Source organism: Rathayibacter sp. Leaf248, assembly GCF_920939495.1.
In the GTDB taxonomy this organism is placed as follows: Bacteria; Actinomycetota; Actinomycetes; order Actinomycetales; family Microbacteriaceae; genus Rathayibacter; species Rathayibacter caricis.
This window is the reverse complement of the sequence record NZ_CAKLAV010000001.1, coordinates 573,225-596,549: the sequence shown is the minus strand read 5'-3', so window position 1 is coordinate 596,549 and position 23,325 is coordinate 573,225. Positions and strand designations below refer to the sequence as shown.

Here is a 23,325-nt window from a genome sequence, read left to right as displayed (position 1 = left end):
GTCCGGGACGGACGAGGGGAGCCCGCGTCGGCGGACTCCCCTCGGTCACGTCGGGCTCGAGCGGGTCAGCGAGTAGTACCCGTGGTGCCCTCGCGGTCGCTGTCGTCCCGATCGGCGTCGTCCGGCTCGGACCCGTCCTGCTGAGCGGCGTCCTCCGTCGCGTCGTCGCCGCGCGAGTCGTCACGGCCCGAATCGCCGCTGCCGGACTCGTCGCTCACCGAGTCCTCATCCGAGTCGTCGTCCGAGTCGAGCGAGATCTCGTCGATGTGGCCGATCAGTCCGCGGAGCCCCTTCACGTACCCGGCGATGGCGTCGCGCTCGGTGCGGATCTCGTCGAGACGCCCCTCCGCCGTCGCGACGAGCTGCCGGTTGCGCTTCTCGGCGTCGGCGAGCATCTCCTGGGCGCGCTCGCGGGCCTCGGCGAGCAGGCGGTCCGACTCGTCCTGGGCGTCGCGGCGCAGTCGCGTCGTCTCGTCGAGCGCGTCGCTGCGGAGCGCGTCGGCCTCGAGCCGCTTGTCGTTCGCGCGACGGAGCGCATCGGCGAGCTGGAGGTTCGACTCGTCGAGGTATCGCTGCGTCTGCGCGACGGCCTCCTGGTGACGGAGGAGGTGGTCGCGGTCGGCCTCCTCGCGTCGGGCGGCGAGCTCGACGGTCAGGTCGATCCGCGCCTGCTCGACCTCGCGCGAGAGCGCCGCGGCCTCGTCGGCGGCGGCGCTGCGGAGCCCGGCGACCTCGGCGTCCAGCAGAGCGACGGCCTCGGCCCGGTCGTGCGCCAGGCGCGTGCGCTGATCGTCGAGCTCGCGGGCGGCATCGGCGCGGCCGGTGGTGATCTCGGCGTCGAGCGCGGCTCGGGCCGACGCGACATCGGCGTCGAGCGCGGCGCGGGCGGACGCGACCTCGGCCGCGACGGCGGCCCGCGCCTGGGCGATCTCGGCCTCGACCGCCGCGCGCAGGCGGGCGACCTCGGAGGCTACCTCGGCGCGCTGCAGCTCGGTGCTCTGCGCGAGGCGGGCGGCCTCGGCGCGGGCGATCTCGACCTCGCGGGCGGCGACGGCGCGCATCTCGGCGGCCTCCCGCTCCGCCTCCGAGCGGATGGCTGCGGCCTCGCGCTTGGCCGTCGCGCGCGTCTCGGCCGCCTCGGTGGCCACCGTGCCGCGGATCGCCGCGGCCTCGCGGACGGCGTCCTGGGTCATCACGTCGCGGTCGTCGGCGGCCTTGCCGAGCGTGGCGGCGGCCTGCGCCTCGGACTCGTTGCGGGTGCGGTCGGCGCGACGGCGAGCCTCCGTGACCAGGCGCTCGGCCTCGTCGCGCGCCTCCTGGAGGATCCGATCACCGTCGTCGCGGGTCGAGCGCCGCAGGGCGGACGCGTCGTTCTCGGCCTGGGCGATGATGCGCTCGGACTGCTCCTCGGCGACCCGGAGCGTGTGCTCGAGCTTGGCGCCGAGGCCGGCGTAGGTGGGCGCGCCGACCTGCTGCAGCTCCTTCTCCAGCTGGTCGATGCGCGAGGCGAGCCGCTTGGACTCGCGACCGCTCTCGGCGGCCTGGGTGTTGGCGTGGATCAGCTCGCGCCGCAGACCCTGGATGGCCTTGTCGACCTCGTCGCGGTCGTACCCGCGGAACGCCTGGGTGAATTCGGCCTCGTCGCTTGCCACGTCGTCTCCTCCGGAAGGGTCAGCGCCACGCTCGCGGCACTCCGGGAAGTTTAGTCAGCGGTCCGTGCCGGGCCCGGGGGCGACACCCGCTCGCGGCGCCCGCCGCGGGCACTCTCGGCGGATCTCCTGGGTCGCGCCGAGGGCATCGGCTATCGTGGACTGTCTTTATCTGTTGCCGTCGTGCCCCGGTCCGGCCGTTCCAGCCGAACCGGCTGAGGCCGCCACCCCGATCCGGCAACGCAGGAGGAGTACTTTCGTGCGGTTCGTCTTCGCCATCATCGCCACTGTCATCGCTGCCGCGCTGATAGCGCTCGGCATCGGTCAGCGGACGGTGTGGGCCCCGCCCGAGTCCCTGACCGCGAGCACCGCCCTCGAGTCGGACGCGCCGTACGCCGTGATCGACGGCAGCGTCCTCGCCTCGAACGAGGGTCGGCAGTCGATCACCGTGGAGGGCGAGGGCGACCTCGTCCTCACCTACGCGCGCACCAGCGACGTGCTCGGCTGGGTCGGCGGGTCGGAGTACGACGAGATCGGCTACGACGCGGAGACCGACGAGCTCACCGCCTCGACCGAGACCGGCACGGCGATCGACCTGGCCGCCGACGTGCTGACGGCCGACGCCGAGATCGTGGATCCCCGGGGCGCCGACCTGTGGCTCGAGCAGCTCGAGGGCGCCGGCAGCATCGACGTCGCGCTGGACGTGCCCGAGGACATCTCGCTCCTGATCGCGACCGACGGGACCGCCCCGGCCGCGGACGAGATCCGGGTCAGCTGGCCCGTCGACACCGCGACTCCGCTCGCCGGCCCGCTGCTCGCCGGCGGTGCGCTCTTCCTCCTGATCGGCCTCGGCCTCTACATCTGGGCCTTCGTGCACCTGCGCCGCCAGCACGGCCCGCGTCGCAAGGGGCCGCAGGGCAAGGTCCCGCGCGGGGTCCGGCGTCCGCGCCCCCGCGCCGGGATCCAGGCGTCGGTCGCCTCGCCCGCGCGGAGTCGCCGCCGCGGGCTGCTCGTGCTGCCCGTCGTCCTGGGCACCAGCGCCCTGCTCGCAGGCTGCAGCTCCGACTACTGGCCCGACCTCGCAGCCGGCGCCACCGCGACTCCCACCGCCACCGCGACCTCCACCGCGGGTGCCGAGCCGGTCGCCGAGATCCCGACCCCGGTCGTCACCACTCAGCAGGCGGAGGCGATCGTCGCGTCGATCGCCGACACCGCCTCGGCCGCGGATGCGGCCCGCGACGCCGCGATCCTCGCCGAGCGCTTCCAGGGCGAGGCGCTCACCGAGCGGACGACGAACTACGAGGTCGTGAACAAGGGCGGCACGATCGACGCGCCCCAGGCGATCCCGGCGTCGCCCGTCAGCGTCGTCCTCCCGCAGGACACCGACACCTGGCCGCGGGTGGTGACGGCCGTGGTCGGGGACCCCGCCGACACCACGACCGCGCCGATCGCCCTGATGATGAGCCAGGCGAGCCCGCGGGTCGACTACAAGGTCGACTACGCGATCTCGCTCGAGGCCAACGCGCGGATCCCCGACGTGGCTCCCGTCACGGTCGGCACGTCGATCGTCGCTCCGGACTCGCGCCTGATGACCCTCGCTCCCGAGACCGTCGGGGCGGCATACGCCGACATCCTCGCCACCGGCGACGCCAGCCAGTACGCCGAGCTGTTCTCGCCCGACGGCGACACCCTCCGCGGGCAGGTCGGCGTCGACAAGAAGAACGCCGATCGGGAGGCGCTGCCCGACACCGCATCGATCGAGTTCTCGAACAAGGCCGGCACGTCTCCCACGATCGCCCTGGCGACCAACGACTCGGGCGCCCTCGTCGCCGCGAGCATCGCCGAGGTGTCGACGGTCCGGCCCACCGCGGAGGGATCGACCGTCTCGACCTCCGGTGCCTCGCAGACCCTGCTCGGCACCGACAAGTCGACGACGGGGATCGAGACCACCTACGGTTATCAGTTGTTGTTCTACGTACCGCCCGTCGGATCGGAGGAGAAGATCGTGATGCTCGGATGGAGCCAGGGACTCGTCTCGGTGGTGCAGCTGCCGTGAGCGCCGTCCCGCCCCTGCCCGGAAACCTCCGCGGCGCCGTCGACCTGTCGAGTCTGGTGAACCGGCGCGCGCCCCAGGCGCCCGCTCCGGCCGCCGCTCCCGGAGGCGCGCCCGCCGGATCCGCCCCCGCGAACCCGCTGCTGCTGACCGCCGGGGACGCCGAGTTCGACCAGGTCGTCCAGCTCTCGTCGCGCGTGCCGGTGATCGTGGACCTCCGCGGCTCCTGGTCCGAGCAGAGCACGAGCATGACCGCACTGCTCGAGAAGGTCGTCGTCTCGTACGCCGGAGCGTTCGTGCTCGTCGGCGTCGACGCGGAGTCGAGCCCCCAGCTCGCCCAGGCGTTCCAGGTGCAGTCCGTCCCGACGGTCGCCGCCGTCATCGCCGGGCGCCCGGTGCCGCTGTTCAGCGGCCTGATCGCCGAGGAGCAGCTCCGCGACCTGCTCGAGCAGCTGCTCCAGCTCGCCGCGCAGAACGGAGTGACGGGGTCGGTCCCCGTCGAGGGCGTCGCGGCCGAGGACGGTGCCGAACCCGAGGCAGCTCCGCTGCCCCCGCACCACCAGGAGGCGTACGACGCGATCGACGCCGGCGACTACGACGCCGCGATCACCGAGTACGAGACCGCCATCGCGCAGAACCCGCGCGACGACCTCGCCGTCGCCGGCCTCGCCCAGGTCAAGCTGCTCAAGCGACTCCAGGGCAGGACGCTGGAGGAGGTGCGCTCGACCGCCGCCGCCGAACCGTCCAACCTCGACGCGCAGCTCGCCGTCGCCGACCTCGACGTCTCCGGCGGCCACGTCGAGGACGCCTTCGACCGGCTCCTGTCGATCTTCCCCCGGCTCGACGCCGACGGGAAGGCCGCCGTGCGCGCCCGACTGCTCGAACTGTTCGAGATCGTCGGTACGACGGACCCGCGCGTGAACAAGGCCAGGGCGCGGCTGACGGGCCTGCTGTACTGAGCACCGGAACGAGCGCGGAGCGCTCGTTCCGGTGCTCAGTACAGTGCGGGACGAGCGCAGGCGCTCGCCCCGCCGCGGTCGGCACGGTAGGTGGTCGCGTTTTCAAGAGCGGCGTGCGATCGGCTCGCTCGAAACGCTCGCACGCGTTTCTCGCCCATCGCCTTCGAGACGGGCGGCTGGTCAGTCCGCTCGGACTCGAGCGTGGTCTCCGCTGTTCGGTCGGTTGAGTAAGTCATTGCGCCTCGTTGAGCGTGCTGCGCACGACTCGGCGGAGTGAGCGTGCTGCGCACGGCTCGGCCGCGGAGGGGCGGGCGGCGGCTTACTCCGGCGACTGCGGTGTCGCCCCGGACACGTCCCCTCGGCGCGAGGTCTCTGTTCGATGCGGTGGAACGAGAACGGCGGGCGGAGGGGCGCTGGGCGCCCGCTCCGCCCGCCGGTGAGGAGGCCCTGAGGGTCAGTCGGAGGCGGGGCGCAGGTAGAGAGCGGCCAGCGGGGGGAGGACGACCTCGGCGGAGGCGGGGCGGCCGGACCACGGCTCGTCCTTGGCCTCGACGGAGCCGAAGTTGCCCACACCGGAGCCGCCGTAGATCTCGGCGTCGGTGTTGACGAGCTCCTCCCAGCGGCCGGCGACGGGCAGGCTGACCCGGTAGCCGTGCACGGGCGAGCCCGAGAAGTTCACGATCACCGCGACCGGCCGACCCTGCTTGTCCTTGCGCAGGAACGAGATGACGTTCGGAGCGGCGGAACCGCCGTCGATCCACTCGAAGCCCGCCTGATCGAAGTCGAGCTCCCACAGCGACGGCGTCTCGCGGTACACGCGGTTCAGCTGGCCGACGAGATCGAAGAGACCGCGGTGCGCGGGCTGGTCGAGGATCCACCAGTCCAGGCCACGCTCCTCCGACCACTCGGAGTACTGGCCGAACTCCTGCCCCATGAAGAGCAGCTGCTTGCCCGGGTGCGCCCACATGAAGGCGAGGTACGCCCGCAGGTTCGCGCGCTGCTGCCAGTGGTCGCCGGGCATCTTCTGGATCAGCGACCCCTTGCCGTGCACGACCTCGTCGTGGCTGATCGGCAGGACGAAGTTCTCGCTGAACGCGTAGACGAACGAGAAGGTGATCTCGCCCAGGTGGTACTGGCGCCACAGCGGATCGTTCGCCATGTAGTTCAGCGAGTCGTGCATCCAGCCCATGTTCCACTTGAGCCCGAAGCCGAGCCCGCCCGAGACGGTGGGCTGCGTGACGCCCGGCCAGCTGGTCGACTCCTCGGCGATCATCATGATGCCGGGGTAGAGCTTGTAGGCCGTCGCGTTCACCTCCTGCAGCAAGCTGATCGCCTCGAGGTGCTCGCGACCGCCGTGCTCGTTCGGCAGCCACTCGCCCTCCTTGCGGGAGTAGTCGAGGTACAGCATCGAGGCGACCGCGTCGACGCGGAGTCCGTCGACGTGGAACTCCTCGAGCCAGTAGAGCGCGTTCGCGACGAGGAAGTTGCGCACCTGCGTGTGACCGAAGTCGAAGACGTAGGTGCCCCAGTCCATCTGCTCGCCTCGGCGCCAGTCCGGGTGCTCGTAGAGCGGCTCGCCGTCGAAGCGGGCGAGCGCGAAATCGTCCTTCGGGAAGTGCCCGGGGACCCAGTCGACGATGACACCGATGCCGGCCTGGTGGAGCCGGTCGATCAGGTACTTCAGGTCATCGGCCGTGCCGAAGCGGCTGGACGCCGCGTAGTACCCCGTGACCTGGTAGCCCCAGGAGCCGCCGAACGGGTGCTCGGCGAGCGGCATGAACTCGACGTGGGTGAAGCCGAGCTCGGTCACGTACTCGATCAGCGGATCCGCCAGATCGCGGTAGCCGAGTCCGGGACGCCAGGAGCCGAGGTGCATCTCGTAGACGCTGAGCGCCTGCGTGTGCGGGTCGACCGCCGCGCGCTGCGCCATCCAGTCGCCGTCGCTCCACTGGTGGTGCGAGACCGCGATGCGCGAGGCGGTCGCCGGCGGGACCTCGGTCGAGCGGGCCATCGGGTCGGCCTTGCGGACCCAGTGGCCGTCGCGCGAGAGCAGATCGAACTTGTAGGGCGCGCCGGGCTCGAGGCCGGGGACGAAGAGCTCCCAGACACCGGTGACGCCGAGATTGCGGAGGGCGTGGCCCTCGCCGCTCCACTGGTTGAAGTCGCCGACCACGCGGACCGCCTGGGCGTGCGGCGCCCAGACCGAGAACGAGGTGCCCCAGACACCCTCGTGCTCGCGGTGGCGGGCGCCGAGCGCCTCCCACAGCCGCTCGTGGCGGCCCTCGCCGATGAGGTAGAGGTCGAAGTCGCCGACGGTCTTCGAGAACCGGTACGGGTCGTCCGTCGTCCACTCGCTGCCGTCGCCGTAGCGGGCCTCGATCGTGTACGCCTGCGGGCCGAGGATGTGGAAGCCCTGCCAGATGCCGTCGTGGAGGTGGGTCAGCTCGACGCGGGCGCCGGTCGAGAGCACCGCGACGACCTTCTCGGCGAGGGGTCGCCGGGTGCGCACCACGGTCACGGGGTCCGCGACGCCCTGCGCAGCGACCACGTGCTGGCCGAGCACGTGGTGGGGGAGCGCGTTGCTGCCGGTCGCGAGCTGCTGGAGGATCCACTCCTCGATGACGGGGAGCTCGATGCCGGAGGAGCCTTCGACGACCGGCTCGGAGGCGGTCGAGGAGCCGCCCGACGCAGCCGCGGCCTCGTCGGTCCCGGAGCCGGTGGTCGTCGCCGAGCTCGTGCCGGTCGTCACGACGGTATCGACGCGCGGGGCGAGGCCCGCCTGCTCGGCCGAGGTGGCGGTGTCGTCGCCGGGGGTGGTGCCGCTCATCGCTCGTCCGCCTTCACGCTCAGGATGTGCACCGGCTCGACGAACGAGTCCAGCCGCACGTAGTTGTCGCTCGACCAGGTCCAGACGGCCCCGGTGATCAGGTCCTCGACCTGGAACGAGTCGCCCCACTCCAGACCCAGTGCGGGCAGGTCGAGGTGCACGGTCGTCTCGCGGGCGGAGTGAGGATCCGTGTTGACCACGACGATCAGGGTGTCGGCGCTGCCGGTGCCCGTGAACTCCTTCTGCAGGTGCTTCGTGTAGACGATGATCGCCTCGTCGTCGCTGCGGTGCACCTGGAGGTTGCGGCGCTGCGCGAGTGCGGGGTGCGTCTTCCGGATCTCGTTGAGCCGGGTGATGTACGGCGCGAGCGAGCGTCCGGAGGCGTCCGCCGCCGCCCAGTCGCGCGTCTTGTACTCGAACTTCTCGTTGTCGATGTTCTCCTCGGCGCCCGGGCGCGCGACGTTCTCGACGAGCTCGTAGCCGGCGTAGACGCCCCAGAGCGGCGAGGCCGTGGCGGCGAGGGCTGCGCGCACCTTGTAGGCCGCCGGTCCGCCGTACTGCAGGTACTCGGTGAGGATGTCCGGCGTGTTGACGAAGAGGTTCGGCCGCATGTAGTCGGCCGTCTCGTGCGAGATGCTCGTGAAGAACTCCTCGAGCTCCTCCTTGGTGTTGCGCCAGGTGAAGTACGAGTACGACTGCTGGAAGCCCACCTTGCCCAGCGCCCGCATGATCGCGGGCCGCGTGAACGCCTCGGCGAGGAACACGACGTCGGGGTGCTCGGCGTTGACCTCGTGGATGATCCACTCCCAGAAGTCGAGCGGCTTCGTGTGCGGGTTGTCGACGCGGAAGATCCGGACTCCGAGCGAGATCCAGTAGCGCAGGATCCGCAGCGACTCCTGGCGGATGCCCTGGGGGTCGTTGTCGAAGTTGATCGGGTAGATGTCCTGGTACTTCTTCGGCGGGTTCTCGGCGTAGGCGATGGTGCCGTCCGGGAGGGTCGTGAACCACTCCGGGTGGCTCGTCACCCACGGGTGATCCGGCGAGGCCTGCAGCGCGAAGTCGAGGGCGAGTTCGAGGCCCGCCTCCTTCACGGCGTCGTGGAACGCGGTGAAGTCCTCGACGGTGCCGAGGTCGGGGTGGATCGCGTCGTGGCCGCCCTCGGCCGCGCCGATCGCCCACGGCGAGCCCGGGTCGGCCGGGCCGGCGTTCAGCGTGTTGTTCGGTCCCTTGCGGAACGTGCGGCCGATCGGGTGGATCGGCGGCAGGTAGAGCACGTCGAAGCCCATGGCGGCGACGGCGGGGAGGCGGTCGGCAGCAGTGCGGAAGGTGCCGCTCGTGACCGTGCCGTCCTCGTTGCGCACCGCGCCCTCGGAGCGCGGGAAGAACTCGTACCAGGCGCCGACGCCCGCGCGGGTGCGCTCGACGTGCACGACGCGCGGCTCCGAGAGGCTCGAGAGGCTCATCACCGGGCGCGCCGTGAGCGCCCCGTGGACAGCGGCGTCCTCGGCGGCCGCGAGGCGCGCCTCCGGAGCGAGCGAGGTGTCGGCGACGCTCGCCGCCGTGTCGGCCAGCAGGGTGCGCTCGGTTCCCGAGCGCGACTCGTCGCCGGCGGCCGAGCGGAGCAGCCCCGCACCTACCGCGAAGGTGACGTCGACGTCGAGGCCGGCCGGGATCTTGATCTCGGCCGTGTGCAGCCAGGTCGCCCAGTCGTCGGCGAAGGAGCGGATGCGGTAGGTCCAGTCGCCCTCGGCGTCCAGGCGGACGAGCCGGCCGTAGCGGTCGGTCCCGGTCGCGATCAGGCTCATGCGGTGCTCGGACTCGGCGCCCGAGGGCGAGGTGAGGAGCAGGTCGACGCCGATGAGGTCGTGGCCCTCGCGGAACGCGGTCGCCGCGAACGGCACCACCTCTCCGACGAAGGCCTTCGCCGGCCAGCGGTCGTCCTCGAGCCGCGGCTGCGGGTCGATGATCGGGAGGCGCTCGGCTCGGGTGCGGTATCCGCTGCCGACGGGGGCGGGTGCCGCCGGTTCCGCGACCGGCGCGGGTTCGGGGGGCGTCACCGCCTCGGGGGTCGGAGCGGGGCGCCCGCGGGCCGCTCGCCGTGCGTCTTTGCCGTGTGAGGACGTGCCGAAAGGTGTCTGAGCCACGTCACGACAGTAGCGACCCGGGCGTGCTTCGGCACGCCGCTTGCGCCCGCACTCGGGCCTGTGCAAACGGTCCCGGGCGCGCCCGCTCCCGCGCCGCGGAGGTCCGCTAGGGTGTGCGAGCGCGCGCGACCCCCGGCGCTCTGCGCCCGTGCACGCCGGGACCCGCAGAGAGTCGAGGAGTGCCGTGAAGGCCATCCGCCGCTTCACCGTCCGTTCGGTCCTGCCGCCCGAGCTCTCCGCGCTCGGCGAGCTGGCCGGCAACCTGCGCTGGGCGTGGCACGAGCCCACCCGCCGCCTGTTCGAGCGGGTCGATCCCGCGCTGTGGCGCCGCGGAGGAGCCGATCCCACGGCGCTGCTGGGCACCGTCAGCCCCGAGCGGCTCGCCGAGCTCTCCCAGGACCGCGGCTTCGTCGAGGACGCGTGGCGCCTGCGCGAGGAGCTCGAGCGCTACCGCACCGAGCCGCGCTGGTACCAGTCGCTGCCGGAGTCGGCTCCGCGCTCCCTCGCCTACTTCTCTCCCGAGTTCGGCATCGCCGCCGCCCTCCCTCAGTACTCCGGCGGCCTCGGGATCCTGGCGGGGGACCACCTCAAGGCCTCGTCCGACCTGGGCGTCCCGCTGACCGGCGTGGGTCTCTTCTACCGGTCCGGCTACTTCTCGCAGGGTCTCTCGGCCGACGGCTGGCAGATCGAGTCGTACCCCTCCCTCGACCCCGACGGACTGCCGCTGCGCGTCGTCCGGCTCGCCGACGGGTCGGCCGCGCGGATCGTGCTCGCGCTGCCGGACGGCCGGGCCCTGTACGCGCGCGTGTGGCGGGCCGAGGTGGGCCGGGTGCCCCTCCTCCTGCTCGACACCGACATCCCCGAGAACGAGGACTCCCTCCGCTCGGTCACCGACCGCCTCTACGGCGGCGGCGGTGAGGACCGGCTGCTGCAGGAGCTGCTGCTGGGCATCGGCGGAGTCCGCGCCCTCGAGCTCTGGTCCGAGGTGTCGGGCACGCCGCTCCCGGAGGTGTTCCACACCAACGAGGGGCACGCGGGCTTCCAGGGGCTCGAGCGCATCTCGGGGCTGATCGGGTCGGGGCTCGCCTTCGACGAGGCCCTGCAGGTCGTCCGCGCCTCCACCGTCTTCACGACGCACACCCCCGTGCCCGCCGGCATCGACCGCTTCGACCGCGGGCTGATCGAGGAGTACTTCTCGACCGAGCTGCTGCCGGGCGTCCAGGTCGAGGACGTGCTCGCGCTCGGCGCCGAGTCGTACGACGGCGGCTCCGAGCACGTCTTCAACATGGCCGTGATGGGACTCCGCCTCGCGCAGCGCTCGAACGGCGTCTCGCAGCTGCACGGCGAGGTGAGCCGCGGCATGTTCTCGGGCCTGTGGCCGGGATTCGACACCGCGGAGGTGCCGATCGGCTCGGTCACGAACGGCGTGCACGCGCCGACCTGGACGGATCCGGTGCTGACGGCGCTGGCCCGGGACCGCCTCGGCACGGAGGACACCACCCGGGCCGACTGGTCCTCGGGGGCCCTCAGCGACTACGACCTCTGGGCCGCCCGGCGGACGCTGCGGGAGCAGCTGGTGCGCGACGCCCGGGTGCGCGCGGCGCGGTCGTGGCGCGAGCAGAACCCCGGCGGTCTCACTCCCGGCTGGCTCGACGAGCTGCTCGACCCGGACGTCCTGACCATCGGCTTCGCGCGGCGGGTGCCGACCTACAAGCGGCTGACGCTGATGCTGCACGACCCGGAGCGGCTGCGCGCCCTGCTCACGCACCCGCAGCACCCGATCCAGATCGTGATCGCGGGGAAGTCGCACCCGGCCGACGAGGAGGGCAAGCGGCTCATCCAGCGCCTGGTCCGCTTCGCCCAGGAGGCGGACGTTCGCCGGCGGATCGTGTTCCTGCCCGACTACGACATCGCCATGGCCCAGCTGCTCTACCCGGGCACCGACGTCTGGCTGAACAATCCCCTCCGGCCGCTCGAGGCGTGCGGCACCTCCGGGATGAAGGCGGCCCTGAACGGCTCGCTGAACCTGTCGATCCTCGACGGCTGGTGGAACGAGTACTTCGACGGCGAGAACGGCTGGGCGATCCCGTCCTCCGACCGCGCCCTCGACCCCGAGGCGCGCGACACGCTCGAGGCCGACGCCCTCTACGAGCTGCTCGAGAGCGAGGTCGTGCCCCGGTTCTACGAGCGCGACCACGACGGAGTGCCGCGCCGCTGGGTCCGCTCGATCCGGCACACGCTCGCCACGCTCTCGCCCGAGCTGTCGGCCGAGCGGATGGTGCAGCAGTACGTCGAGTCCCTGTACCGTCCCGCCGCCGAGGCGCACCGGGCGGTCGCCGTCGACCACTTCGAGCCGGCGAAGGAGCTGTCGGCGTGGAAGCGCCGCGTGCGGGCCGGCTGGCCGGGGGTGGCGGTCGCCTCCGTCGAGTCGGGTGGGATCGACGCCGTCCCGCAGCGGGGCGACCGGCTGGCCGTCCGCGCGGGAGTACTGCTCGGCGAGCTCGCGCCCGAGGACGTGACGGTGCAGGTCGTCTACGGCACGACCGCACCCGACGGCTCGCTCACCGACGTGCGCAGCCAGGACTTGGAGGTCGCCGAGTCCGCGGGCGCCGTGGTCCCCGCCGATGCCGTCGGGCGGACGCCGTACGCCGGAGTGGTCGAGCTGGATCGCAGCGGCACCTTCGGCTACACGGTGCGGGTGGTGCCGAGGCATCCCCTGCTGGCGCGAGCGGCGGAGCTCGGGCTGGTCGCGGCCGCGGGCTGAGCCGTCAGCGGCCGATGGCTGCCGTGATCGCCCCGGTCGCGGCGATCAGGTCGGCCGGGGCCAGCTCGATGTCGAAGCCGCGCCGGCCGCCCGAGACGAGGACGGTGTCGTACAGCTCGGCGGTCTCGTCGAGCACGGTGCGGTGGTGCGTCTTCTGCCCGAGGGGCGAGATGCCGCCGAGCACGTAGCCGGTGCGCCGCTGGGCGAGCGCCGGATCGGCCATGGCGGCCTTCTTGCCGCCCACCGCCGCCGCCAGCTCCTTGAGGTCGAGCGATCCACTGACCGGCACGATGCCGACCACGAGCTCGCCGTCGACGTCGGCGAGCAGCGTCTTGAACACGCGGTCCGGCTCGACTCCGAGCGCCTCGGCCGCCTCGGCGCCGTATCCGCTCGTCCCCGGATCGTGCCGGTACTCGCGCGGTGTGAACGGGATGCCCGCCGCGACCAGGGCGACGGTCGCCGGGGTGCCGGGGCCGCTCCTCGCCATCAGTCGCCCGCTCCGGAGGGGGTCACCTCTGCCGAGTGGGCCGCGAAGAGCTGCATCGACGTGCCCGCGACGCGGATCATCTGGCCCGCCTCGAAGGACTCGCCGTGCTCGAGCGGCACGGGCTCGTCGCTGCTCCACAGCCTGGTGTAGCCCGTCACGCCCTCGCTCGCGGCGAGGACGACGCTCGTCTCGTGCTCGACCCCGTGCACCACGAGGAGGACGCGGTCGAGCTCCTCGGTCTCGGGGGTGGAGGTGGCGAGGTACTGCATCGTCCGGTTCTCGGCCGAGGTCCAGTCGTGCTCGGACATCCGGCGGCCGTGGACGTCGAACCAGTGCATCGTGCTCGCGCTCGGTGTCACCTCGCCCTCCCGGCCGTAGCGGGAGGGGCGCAGCGCCGGATGCTCGCGCCGGAGCCGGATCAGCGCGCGGGTGTGCTCGCGCAGCTCGAGCTGCCACTCGCTCCGGCTGTCCCAGCGGAGCCAGGTGAGGTCCGAGTCCTGGCAGTAGGCGTTGTTGTTGCCGCGCTGGCTGCGCCCGAACTCATCGCCCGCCGTGATCATCGGCACGCCGGCCGAGAGCAGGAGCGTGCCGAGCAGGTTGCGCATGGCCTTGCGGCGGGCGAGGGTGACGCCCTCGTCCGGGGTGGGCCCCTCGAAGCCGTGGTTGAAGGAGCGGTTGTTGTCCGACCCGTCGCGGTTCGACTCGCCGTTGCCGATGTTGTGCTTGACGTTGTACGAGACGAGATCGGCGAGCGTGAATCCGTCGTGCGCGGTGACGAAGTTGACGGAGGCGAGCGGGCCGCGCTCGGTGGAGAACGTGTTGGAGGACCCGGTGAGGCGGGTGGCGAAGCCGCCGATGCCGACGGGGGCCGTACCGGCGCGCCGGGCGTAGTCGATGTCCGACAGCCAGAAGTTGCGGACCCGGTCGCGGTAGCGGTCGTTCCACTCCGACCAGCCGGTGGGGAACTGACCCGTCTGCCAGCCGCCCATGCCGACGTCCCACGGCTCGGCGATCATCTTGACGTCGGCGAGCTCCGGGTCCTCGACGGCGGCGACGAGCAGCGGGTGATCGGAGCGGAAGTGGGCGTTCTCGTCGCGCCCGAGCGTCGCGGCCAGGTCGAGCCGGAAGCCGTCGATGCCGACCTCGGACGACCAGTACCGGAGGGAGTCGAGCACCATCCGCTGCGCGACGGGACGTCCGAAGTCGATCGTGTTGCCGCAGCCGGTGACGTCGACGTAGTGGCCCTCGTCGGTCTGGCGGTACCAGCTCGCGTCGTCGATGCCGCGCAGGCTCGAGCGCGGGCCGTTCGGCCCCTCCTCGGCGGTGTGGTTGTAGACGACGTCGAGGATCACCTCGAGACCGGCCTCGTGCAGGAGCTTCACCATGCCCTTGAACTCCCGCAGCACGGCGGTCGGCCCGCCGCGCTGAGCCGCGGGGGAGGCGTAGGCGGCGTGCGGGCTGAAGAAGTTGAGGGTGTTGTAGCCCCAGTAGTTGGTCAGCCCCTGGCGCAGCAGCCGCTGCTCCGACACGAAGGCGTGCACGGGCAGCAGCTCGACGGCGGTCACCCCGAGGTCCAGGAGCGACGCGACGGTCGACTCGTGCGCGAGCCCCGCGTAAGTGCCCCGCAGCTCGACGGGCAGCGCCGTGTTGAGCTTGGTGAGGCCCTTCACGTGCGCCTCGTAGACGACGGTGCGGTCCCACAGCGTGCCCGGCTTCGCCGACCCGCCCCAGTCGAAGGAGTCGTCGACGACGACCGAGCGCCACTCGTTCTCGGCGACCCGCAGCAGGCCCTTCGAGTAGGGCTCGAGCAGTGCCGTCCGCGGATCGAACCGGTGGCGCGGTCCGTCCGGACCGTCGACGCGGATCGCGTACCGGCGGCCGGGGGTCAGCAGCGCCGACCGCGCCGACCACACGTCGCCCTCGCCCCGGACCAGCGGCACCGTGCGCGCGACCCAGGCCGGGTCCTTCTCGTCGTACAGCAGGAGGTCGATGGCGCTCGCATTCGCCGACCAGACCCGCAGCTCGCCGCCCTCCCCGTCCACGGTCACACCGAGCCGGGACAGAGGGTCGCGAGAGATCATGCGACTTACAGTAGTGAAGGGCCGGAGACCTCCTCCGCGCCCGCACGCGGACGGGGGACAGCGGTGATCTACCTCGACCACGCGGCCACGACTCCGATGCGCGCCTCGGCGCTCGCCGCCTTCGTCGAGGCCTCGCAGAGCCCGGGCAACCCCTCCTCGGTGCACGGCGCCGGGCAGGAGGCGCGCCGCCGCCTCGAGGACGCGCGCCAGATCCTCGCCGAGTCGCTGGGCTGCGAGCCCGTCGAGGTGATCCTGACCGCGGGCGGCACGGAGGCGATCAACCTCGCGCTCAAGGGCCTCTACTGGCAGCGCCGTGCCGAGGATCCGGCCCGGCGGCGGATCCTGGTCCCCGGGGGAGAGCACCACGCGACGATCGACAGCGTCGAGTGGCTCGCACAGCACGAGGACGCCGCGGTCGAGTGGCTCGAGCTCGACTCCGAGGGCGTGCTGCGCCCCGAGGTGCTCGCCGCGGCGATCGCCCGCGATCCTGCCTCCGTGGCGCTGGTGTCGGCGCTGTGGGTCAACAACGAGATCGGCACCATCGCGTCGGTCGTCGAGCTCGCGACCGTCTGCGCCGAGGCGGGCGTGCCGCTGCACCTCGACGCCGTCGCCGCGTTCGGCCACGTCCCGCTCGAGATCGCGGCGGTGCGCCGCACCTCCGGCTCGGGCGGGGGAGCGGGACTCGCAGCCGTGAGCGTCTCCGGCCACAAGGTGGGCGGGCCGATCGCGACCGGCGCGCTCGTCCTCGCACGGGACGCCCGGGTCGTCCCGGTGCTGCACGGCGGCGGCCAGCAGCGCGGCGTCCGGTCCGGGACGCAGGACGTCGCGGGCGCCGCCGCGTTCGCCGCGGCCGCCGCGGAGGCGACCGCCGAGCTCTCGGCGGAGTCCGTCCGTCTCGCCGCCCTGCGCGATCGGCTCGTCGCCGGCGTGCTCGAGGCGGTCCCCGGAGCGACGCTGACCGGCCCCGCCGTCGACTCCGACCGCCGCGTCGCGAACAACGCTCACTTCGCGTTCCCCGGCGCGCAGGGCGACTCCCTCCTGCTGCTGCTCGATCTGGCGGGGATCTCGGTCTCCACCGGGTCGGCGTGCACGGCGGGCATCCCCGAGCCCTCGCACGTGGTGATGGCGCTCGGCCGGAGCGAGGACGAGGCGCGCGGAGTGCTGCGCCTGACGCTCGGCCGCACGACGACCGACTCCGACGTGGACGCGGTCCTCGCGGCGTTGCCCGGGGCCTACGCACGCGCGGCGCGAGCCGGGCTCTCCAACCGGTCCGTCCTGCCCACCGACTGAGCGGGGACTGCGCCGTCCGCACGAGCGCTCGTAGACTCGGACGGTGAAGGTTCTCGCGGCGATGAGTGGTGGAGTGGACTCGGCGGTGGCCGCGGCCCGGGCGGTGGACGCGGGGCACGACGTGGTCGGCGTGCACCTCGCGCTCAGCCGGATGCCGGGCACGCTGCGGACGGGCAGCCGCGGCTGCTGCACGATCGAGGACTCGATGGACGCGCAGCGCGCGGCGAACGTGCTCGGCATCCCCTACTACGTGTGGGACTTCTCGGAGCGCTTCAAGCTCGACGTCGTCGACGACTTCGTGGCCGAGTACTCCGCGGGCCGCACCCCGAACCCCTGCATGCGCTGCAACGAGCGGATCAAGTTCGCCGCACTGCTCGAGAAGGCGCTCGACCTCGGCTTCGACGCGGTCTGCACCGGCCACTACGCCTCCCTCGTCACCCTGCCCGACGGCGGGCGCGAGCTGCACCGGGCGAGCGACGAGGCGAAGGACCAGTCCTACGTCCTCGGCGTCCTGACCACCGATCAGCTGGCGCATTCGATGTTCCCGCTCGGGACCACGCCGTCGAAGGCCGTGGTGCGGGCCGAGGCCGCCGAGCGCGGCCTGAGCGTCGCGAACAAGCCCGACAGCTACGACATCTGCTTCATCCCCGACGGGGACACCCGCGGCTGGCTGTCCGAGCGGGTCGCTCCGGAGCCGGGGACGATCGTCGATCGAGACGGGGCGGTCGTCGGTGCGCACGAGGGCGCCCACGGCTACACGGTCGGGCAGCGCCGGGGCCTGCACCTCGGCGTGCCGGCGCCGGACGGCCGCCCCCGCTTCGTGCTCGAGGTGCGACCGAAGACCAACGAGGTCGTCGTCGGACCGCGCGACGCCCTGCGGATCGGGCGCATCGCCGGCTCCCGGTTCACGTGGGCCGGAGCGGCGCCCGAGGACGCGACGACGCCCTTCCGCTGCGACGTGCAGATCCGCGCGCACGCCGATCCCGTGCCGGCCTCGGCCGTGGTGTCGGACGTCGATGGCAGTGTCGAGCTCGTGATCACCCCCGACTCCCCGCTCGACGGCGTCGCCCCCGGGCAGACCGCGGTCGTCTACCTCGGCACGCGCGTCCTCGGCCAGTGCACGATCGACCGCACCGTGGCCGCCGATCTCGTAGCCGCCGACCTCGGAGCCGCCTACCTCGGGGGCGCCCGCTGATGGCCGCCGACGAGACCGTCGCCGCCCGGGTCGACGAGCTGCGCGAGCGGATCCGCTCCGCGAGCGAGAACTACTACGCGGCCGACGCCTCCGTCCTCTCGGACGCCGAGTACGACTCGTTGGTGCGCGAGCTGGCCGCCCTCGAGGCCGAGCACCCCGAGCTCGCCGCCGAGGACTCGCCGACCCGCACCGTCGGCGGCGTCGTCGCGGCCGGTCTCGATCCGATCGACCACGCCGAGCGGATGCTGTCGCTCGACAACGTGTTCTCGGCCGACGAGCTGCGCGAGTGGTGCGAGAAGACCGTCGCGTCGGCCGGCCGCGAGATCGCCTGGCTCACCGAGCTCAAGATCGACGGTCTCGCGATCTCCCTCCACTACGAGAACGGGCGTCTCGTCACCGCCGCCACCCGCGGCGACGGGCGGACGGGGGAGGACGTCACGGTCAACGCCGTGCGGCTGCCCGGCATCCCCGAGCAGCTCTCCGGCGAGGGCCACCCCGCCCTGGTCGAGGTGCGCGGCGAGGTGTTCATCCCGGTGAAGGCCTTCGCCGAGCTCAACGCTCTGCAGGAGCGGCTGCGCGAGGAGGCCGTCGAGGAGTCGCGCGCCCGGTGGGCGGCTCGTCCCGAGACCACCCGCAAGCCGTTCGAGGAGGAGCGGGCCCGCGACAGCGCGCTGCGCCGGTTCCCGACCTTCGCGAACCCGCGCAACGCCGCGAGCGGAGGGCTGCGCCAGCAGCTCGACAAGAAGTCCGGGCTCGATCTGCGCGCCGGGGAGGCCCGGGTGCAGTCGCTCGCGCTCTACGTGCACGGCATCGGAGCGTGGCAGGATCCGCCGGTGTCCTCGCAGTCGGACGTGTACGGCCTGCTGGCCTCGTGGGGGCTGCCGGTCAGCGCGCACAACCGGGTGTCCGCCTCCGTCGACGAGGTGGTCGCCTTCGTCGAGCAGTACGGGCGCGAGCGCCACTCCGTCGAGCACGAGATCGACGGAGTCGTCGTCAAGGTCGACGAGCTCGCCCTCCACGACGAGCTCGGTGCCACCAGCCGCGCGCCGCGCTGGGCCATCGCCTACAAGTACCCGCCGGAGGAGGTGCACACGAAGCTCCTCGACATCGTCGTGAGCGTCGGACGCACCGGACGGGCCACTCCGTTCGCCGTGATGCAGAAGGTGAAGGTCGCCGGATCCGAGGTCCGCCAGGCCACCCTGCACAACGCCGACGTGGTCAAGGTCAAGGGCGTGCTGATCGGCGACACCGTGGTGCTGCGGAAGGCCGGCGACGTGATCCCCGAGGTGCTCGGCCCGGTCGTCGAGCTGCGCGACGGCAGCGAGCGCGAGTTCGTGATGCCGACGACCTGCCCCGAATGCGGCACGACCCTCGCTCCCTCGAAGGAGGGCGACGTCGATCTGCGCTGCCCGAACGCCGAGTCGTGCCCGGCGCAGGTGCGCGGGCGCGTCGAGCACATCGGCGGTCGCGGGGCACTCGACATCGAGGCGCTCGGCGAGGTGAGCGCCGCCGCGCTGACGCAGCCGCTCGTCCCCGCGGAGCCTCCGCTCCGCACCGAGGCAGGGCTCTTCGAGCTCACCCTCGCCGATCTGTTCCCGATCGAGGTCGTCGTCCGCGACTCCGAGACCGGTCTCGAGAAGCTCGACGCCGTGGGTCGGCCCAAGGTCGTCCGGCCCTTCCAGCGCAAGCGCCAGATCGCGAAGGACGGCCCGTTCGATCCCGACGCGGGCGTGTTCGCGGGGGACGAGTCGTCCGTCCCGTCCACCAACGCCACTCGCCTGATCGAGAACATCGACAAGGCGAAGACCAAGGAGCTCTGGCGACTGCTCGTCTCGCTGAGCATCCGGCACGTCGGTCCCGTCGCGGCGCGCGCGCTCGCGGGGTACTTCGGCTCGCTCGACGCCATCCGCTCGGCCAGCCGCGACGAACTCGCGGCCGTCGACGGGGTGGGCGGCATCATCGCCGACGCCCTGCTCGACTGGTTCGAGGTCGACTGGCACCGCGAGATCGTCGATCGCTGGGCGGCCGCGGGGGTGCGCTTCTCGACTCCGGGACACCCCGGCCCCGGTGCCGCCGAGGCGGCGGGAGGAGTGCTCGCCGGGCTCACCGTCGTCGCGACGGGATCCCTCGAGGGCTACTCCCGCGAGGGCGCTCTGGAGGCGATCATGCAGGCCGGCGGCAAGGCGGGCTCGAGCGTCTCGAAGAAGACCGACTACGTGGCGGCCGGGCCCGGTGCGGGCAGCAAGCTCGGCAAGGCGGAGCAGCTCGGCGTCCGCATCATCGACGCCGCGCAGTTCCACCTGCTCGTCACCGAGGGACCCGCGGCGATCGCCCCACCCGAGGAGGACGCCGAGTCCTCCGCTCCCGGCCAGGCCGAGCCCGACGCCGCGGAGTCGTCCGACGAGTCCTGACCCGCCTCGGTGTCCGCACCACGGCTGGCCGAGCGGCGCGGAGCCGCTCGGTACACTGGACGCCGCATCCTCACGAACCACCGATGGAGACGTATGTCCGAGATCACGGCCGAGACGGTCGCCCATCTGGCCCAGCTGGCCAGGATCGACCTCACCCCGGAGGAGATCCAGACCATGACCCGGGAGCTCGGCCAGATCGTCGACTCCGTGGCCGCCGTCCAGGCCGTGGCCACCCCCGACGTGCCCGCGACCAGCCACCCCATCCCTCTCGAGAACGTCTTCCGCCCCGACGTGGTCGGCGAGACCCTCACCCGCGAGCAGGCCCTGTCCGGTGCCCCCGAGCACGACGGCAGCCGCTTCCAGGTGTCCGCGATCCTGGGGGAGGAGCAGTGAGCGCCCACGGAGCGGAGATCATCCGCCTGAGCGCCTCCGCGCTCTCCGAGAAGCTCGTCGACGGGTCGATCTCGTCGACGGAGGCGACCCGCGCCCACCTCGACCGCATCGCGTCGGTCGACTCCGCGGTGCACGCGTTCCTGCACGTGGCAGAGGAGGCCGCCGTCGGCACCGCCGCCGACATCGACCGCCGTCGCGCCGCCGGCGAGGCCCTGCACCCGCTGGCGGGGATCCCGCTGGCCGTCAAGGACGTCATCGTCACGAACGACATGCCGACCACGAGCGGGTCGAGGATCCTCGAGGGCTGGCGTCCGCCGTACGACGCGACGGTCATGACGAAGGTCCGCGCCGCCGGCCTCGTGCCGATCGGCAAGACCAACATGGACGAGTTCGCGATGGGCTCGACCACCGAGCGCTCCGCGTACGGCCCGACCCACAACCCGTGGGATCTCGACCGCATCCCCGGCGGCTCGGGCGGCGGCTCTGCCGCGGCGGTCGCGAGCTACGAGGCGCCGCTGGCCCTCGGCTCCGACACCGGCGGCTCGATCCGCCAGCCCGCGCACGTCACAGGCACCGTCGGCGTCAAGCCGACCTACGGCGGCGTCTCGCGCTACGGAGCGATCGCACTCGCCTCGAGCCTCGACCAGATCGGACCCGTCTCGCGGACCGTCCTCGACTCCGCCCTGCTGCACGACGTGATCGCCGGGCACGACCCGCGCGACTCGACGTCGCTGCGGGACACCTGGCCCTCCTTCGCCGATGCGGTCCGCCGCGCCGACGTGAAGGGCCTGCGCATCGGAGTGCTCAAGGAGCTCGACGGTGGAGAGGGCTTCCAGCCCGGCGTCCTCGCGCGCTTCCACGAGGCGCTCGCGGTGCTCGAGGGCGCCGGAGCCGAGATCGTCGAGGTGAGCGCCCCGAGCATCGAGCACGCGGTCGCCGCCTACTACCTGATCCTGCCCGCCGAGGCCTCCAGCAACCTCGCCAAGTTCGACTCCGTCCGCTTCGGCCTGCGGGTCACGCCGAAGGGCGGCGGCACCGTCGAGCAGGTCATGGCGGCCACGCGCGAGCAGGGCTTCGGCCCGGAGGTCAAGCGCCGCATCATCCTGGGCACCTACGCCCTGTCGGCCGGCTACTACGACGCCTACTACGGCAGCGCGCAGAAGGTGCGCACGCTCGTGCAGCGCGACTTCGACCGGGCCTTCGCCTCGGTCGACGTCATCGCCTCGCCGACCGCGCCGACCACCGCCTACCGTCTCGGCGAGAAGCTCGACGACCCGCTGGCGATGTACCGCGGCGACATCGCGACGATCCCGGCGAACCTCGCGGGCATCCCCGGCATCTCGGTCCCCGCGGGGCTGGCCGACGAGGACGGGCTGCCCGTCGGCATCCAGTTCCTCGCTCCCGCCCGCGAGGACGTCCGCCTCTACACCGTCGGCGGAGCGCTCGAGGCCCTGCTCGAGGAGTCGTGGGGTCACCCGCTCCTCGCGAAGGCCCCCGATCTCGCTTCCGCCGAGCAGTTCGCCTCCGAGGAAGGTGCCGTCTGATGGCCTCCGCGCACACATCCGTCCCCGAGCTCATGGACTACGACCAGGTCTTCGAGCGCTTCGAGCCGGTCCTCGGCTTCGAGGTGCACGTCGAGCTCAACACCAAGACGAAGATGTTCTCGGACGCGCCGAACGAGTTCGGCTCCGAGCCCAACACCAACGTCACCCCGGTCGACCTGGGGCTGCCGGGCTCGCTCCCGGTCGTCAACGAGCAGGCCGTGCGCTACTCGATCAGCCTCGGCCTCGCGCTGGGCTGCTCGATCGCGCCGTCGAGCCGCTTCGCCCGGAAGAACTACTTCTACCCGGACCTCGCGAAGAACTACCAGATCTCGCAGTTCGACGAGCCGATCGCCTTCGAGGGCTCGGTCGAGGTCGAGCTGGCCGACGGCACCCTGGTCGACATCCCGATCGAGCGCGCGCACATGGAGGAGGACGCGGGCAAGCTCACGCACGTGGGCGGCTCCACCGGCCGCATCCAGGGCGCCGAGTACTCGCTCGTCGACTACAACCGCGCGGGGGTCCCGCTCGTCGAGATCGTCACGAAGCCGATCTTCGGAGCCGGGAAGAACGCACCGGAGTTCGCCAAGGCGTACGTGGCGACCATCCGCGACATCGTCCTCGCCCTCGGCATCTCCGACGCGAAGATGGAGCGCGGCAACCTCCGCTGCGACGCCAACGTCTCCCTCCGCCCGTGGGGCCAGGAGAAGCTCGGCACCCGCACCGAGACCAAGAACGTCAACTCGCTCCGCTCGGTCGAGCGCGCCGTGCGCTACGAGATCCAGCGCCAGGCGGCGATCCTCGCCGCGGGCGGCACGATCACGCAGGAGACGCGCCACTGGCACGAGGACACCGGCCGCACCTCCGCCGGCCGCCCCAAGAGCGACGCCGACGACTACCGCTACTTCCCCGAGCCCGACCTGCTCCCGGTGGTGCCCGCACCCGAGCTGATCGAGGAGCTGCGCGCCGCGCTCCCCGAGAAGCCCGCTGCCCGCCGTCGGCGGCTGAAGGCCGACTGGGGCTTCACCGACCTCGAGTTCCAGGACGTCGCCAACAGCGGCCTGCTGGTCGAGATCATCGACACGGTCGCGGCCGGAGCGACGCCCCAGGCTGCCCGCAAGTGGTGGACCGGCGAGATCGCCCGACTCGCGAACGCGGCCGGGCAGGACCCGGCGGCCCTGGTCACTCCGACCCAGGTCGCCGAGCTCGCCGGTCTCGTCGAGAGCGGCACGCTGACGGATCGGCTCGCCCGCGAGGTGCTGCAGGGCGTCGTCGCCGGGGAGGGCTCGCCGCAGGAGGTCGTCGACGCCCGCGGGCTCGCCGTCGTCTCGGACGACGGTGCGCTCATCGAGGCGATCGACACCGCCCTCGCCGCGCAGCCCGACGTCCTCGCGAAGATCCGCGACGGCAAGGTGCAGGCCGCCGGTGCCGTCATCGGCGCCGTCATGAAGGCGATGAAGGGCCAGGCCGACGCCGCCCGTGTGCGCGAGCTCGTGCTGGAGCGCGCCGCCGGCTGAGCCGGTGCGCGGGG

Annotated in this window: 14 protein-coding genes; 9 read left to right on the top strand and 5 right to left on the bottom strand. The window is 72.5% G+C overall.

Features of this window, described 5'->3' with window-relative positions:
- Positions 1-65 precede the first annotated feature (65 nt).
- The gene (locus LRG51_RS03025; RefSeq protein WP_055792526.1) at positions 66-1,652 is read right to left on the bottom strand and encodes a DivIVA domain-containing protein; all 1,587 of its coding nucleotides are present in this window, start codon (positions 1,650-1,652) and stop codon (positions 66-68) included.
- Positions 1,653-1,908: 256 nt separating this feature from the next.
- Here LRG51_RS03025 and LRG51_RS03020 point away from each other — a divergent pair, with 256 nt between their 5' ends.
- Together LRG51_RS03020 and LRG51_RS03015 are read left to right on the top strand one after the other, a co-directional pair.
- Positions 1,909-3,705 carry a hypothetical protein gene (locus LRG51_RS03020; RefSeq protein ID WP_055792523.1) on the top strand — a complete coding sequence of 599 codons (1,797 nt, stop codon included), beginning with the start codon at positions 1,909-1,911 and terminating at the stop codon, positions 3,703-3,705.
- On the top strand, positions 3,702-4,661 hold the full coding sequence (locus LRG51_RS03015; protein WP_230671104.1) for a tetratricopeptide repeat protein: 960 nt from the start codon (positions 3,702-3,704) through the stop codon (positions 4,659-4,661). Before LRG51_RS03020 ends, LRG51_RS03015 begins: the two co-directional genes overlap by 4 nt.
- Positions 4,662-5,115: 454 nt before the next feature.
- Here LRG51_RS03015 and glgB read toward each other — a convergent pair whose 3' ends face one another.
- Both glgB and LRG51_RS03005 read right to left on the bottom strand, forming a co-directional pair.
- On the bottom strand, positions 5,116-7,488 hold the full coding sequence (glgB, locus tag LRG51_RS03010; RefSeq protein WP_230671102.1) for a 1,4-alpha-glucan branching protein GlgB: 2,373 nt from the start codon (positions 7,486-7,488) through the stop codon (positions 5,116-5,118).
- Positions 7,485-9,632, bottom strand: coding sequence for an alpha-1,4-glucan--maltose-1-phosphate maltosyltransferase (locus tag LRG51_RS03005; RefSeq protein ID WP_442966638.1), 2,148 nt, complete (start codon positions 9,630-9,632; stop codon positions 7,485-7,487). The genes glgB and LRG51_RS03005 overlap by 4 nt, the downstream gene beginning before the upstream one ends.
- A gap of 184 nt (positions 9,633-9,816) precedes the next feature.
- On the opposite strand from LRG51_RS03005, the gene glgP reads away from it, so the two are divergent.
- On the top strand, positions 9,817-12,396 hold the full coding sequence (gene glgP, locus LRG51_RS03000) for an alpha-glucan family phosphorylase (protein ID WP_230671100.1): 2,580 nt from the start codon (positions 9,817-9,819) through the stop codon (positions 12,394-12,396).
- A 4-nt stretch (positions 12,397-12,400) separates the two neighbouring features.
- Here the strand turns inward: glgP and ybaK are convergent, their stop codons facing one another.
- Both ybaK and glgX read right to left on the bottom strand, forming a co-directional pair.
- A complete protein-coding gene (gene ybaK, locus LRG51_RS02995) occupies positions 12,401-12,883 on the bottom strand; it encodes a Cys-tRNA(Pro) deacylase (protein ID WP_055792513.1) in 483 nt (160 codons plus the stop codon).
- On the bottom strand, positions 12,883-14,964 hold the full coding sequence (gene glgX, locus LRG51_RS02990; RefSeq protein WP_055792511.1) for a glycogen debranching protein GlgX: 2,082 nt from the start codon (positions 14,962-14,964) through the stop codon (positions 12,883-12,885). Before glgX ends, ybaK begins: the two co-directional genes overlap by 1 nt.
- A 96-nt stretch (positions 14,965-15,060) precedes the next feature.
- On the opposite strand from glgX, the gene LRG51_RS02985 reads away from it, so the two are divergent.
- From LRG51_RS02985 to gatB, 6 genes are all read left to right on the top strand, one after another.
- Positions 15,061-16,254 carry a cysteine desulfurase family protein gene (locus LRG51_RS02985; RefSeq protein WP_055793179.1) on the top strand — a complete coding sequence of 398 codons (1,194 nt, stop codon included), beginning with the start codon at positions 15,061-15,063 and terminating at the stop codon, positions 16,252-16,254.
- A 43-nt stretch (positions 16,255-16,297) separates the two neighbouring features.
- Complete coding sequence (mnmA, locus tag LRG51_RS02980) at positions 16,298-17,449, top strand: tRNA 2-thiouridine(34) synthase MnmA (RefSeq protein WP_230671098.1); 1,152 nt, start codon at positions 16,298-16,300, stop codon at positions 17,447-17,449.
- Entirely contained in the window at positions 17,449-19,860 is a 2,412-nt protein-coding gene (gene ligA / locus LRG51_RS02975) for an NAD-dependent DNA ligase LigA (RefSeq protein WP_230671096.1), read from the top strand. The genes mnmA and ligA overlap by 1 nt, the downstream gene beginning before the upstream one ends.
- 93 nt (positions 19,861-19,953) lie before the next feature.
- Positions 19,954-20,253 (top strand): Asp-tRNA(Asn)/Glu-tRNA(Gln) amidotransferase subunit GatC, encoded by a 300-nt coding sequence (gatC, locus tag LRG51_RS02970; protein ID WP_107575100.1) that lies wholly within the window; start codon positions 19,954-19,956, stop codon positions 20,251-20,253.
- Positions 20,250-21,797, top strand: coding sequence for an Asp-tRNA(Asn)/Glu-tRNA(Gln) amidotransferase subunit GatA (gene gatA / locus LRG51_RS02965; RefSeq protein ID WP_230671094.1), 1,548 nt, complete (start codon positions 20,250-20,252; stop codon positions 21,795-21,797). The genes gatC and gatA overlap by 4 nt, the downstream gene beginning before the upstream one ends.
- Positions 21,797-23,311, top strand: coding sequence for an Asp-tRNA(Asn)/Glu-tRNA(Gln) amidotransferase subunit GatB (gatB, locus tag LRG51_RS02960; RefSeq protein ID WP_230671092.1), 1,515 nt, complete (start codon positions 21,797-21,799; stop codon positions 23,309-23,311). Before gatA ends, gatB begins: the two co-directional genes overlap by 1 nt.
- Positions 23,312-23,325: the final 14 nt, after the last annotated feature.

Bases quoted from the DNA above. Each gene is read 5' to 3' on its own strand.
- glgB (WP_230671102.1), bottom strand. From the start codon at position 7,488: ATGAGCGGCACCACCCCCGGCGACGACACCGCCACCTCGGCCGAGCAG.
- ybaK (WP_055792513.1), bottom strand. From the start codon at position 12,883: ATGGCGAGGAGCGGCCCCGGCACCCCGGCGACCGTCGCCCTGGTCGCG.
- glgX (WP_055792511.1), bottom strand. From the start codon at position 14,964: ATGATCTCTCGCGACCCTCTGTCCCGGCTCGGTGTGACCGTGGACGGG.
- LRG51_RS02985 (WP_055793179.1), top strand. From the start codon at position 15,061: ATGCGCGCCTCGGCGCTCGCCGCCTTCGTCGAGGCCTCGCAGAGCCCG.
- ligA (WP_230671096.1), top strand. From the start codon at position 17,449: ATGGCCGCCGACGAGACCGTCGCCGCCCGGGTCGACGAGCTGCGCGAG.
- gatC (WP_107575100.1), top strand. From the start codon at position 19,954: ATGTCCGAGATCACGGCCGAGACGGTCGCCCATCTGGCCCAGCTGGCC.
- gatB (WP_230671092.1), top strand. From the start codon at position 21,797: ATGGCCTCCGCGCACACATCCGTCCCCGAGCTCATGGACTACGACCAG.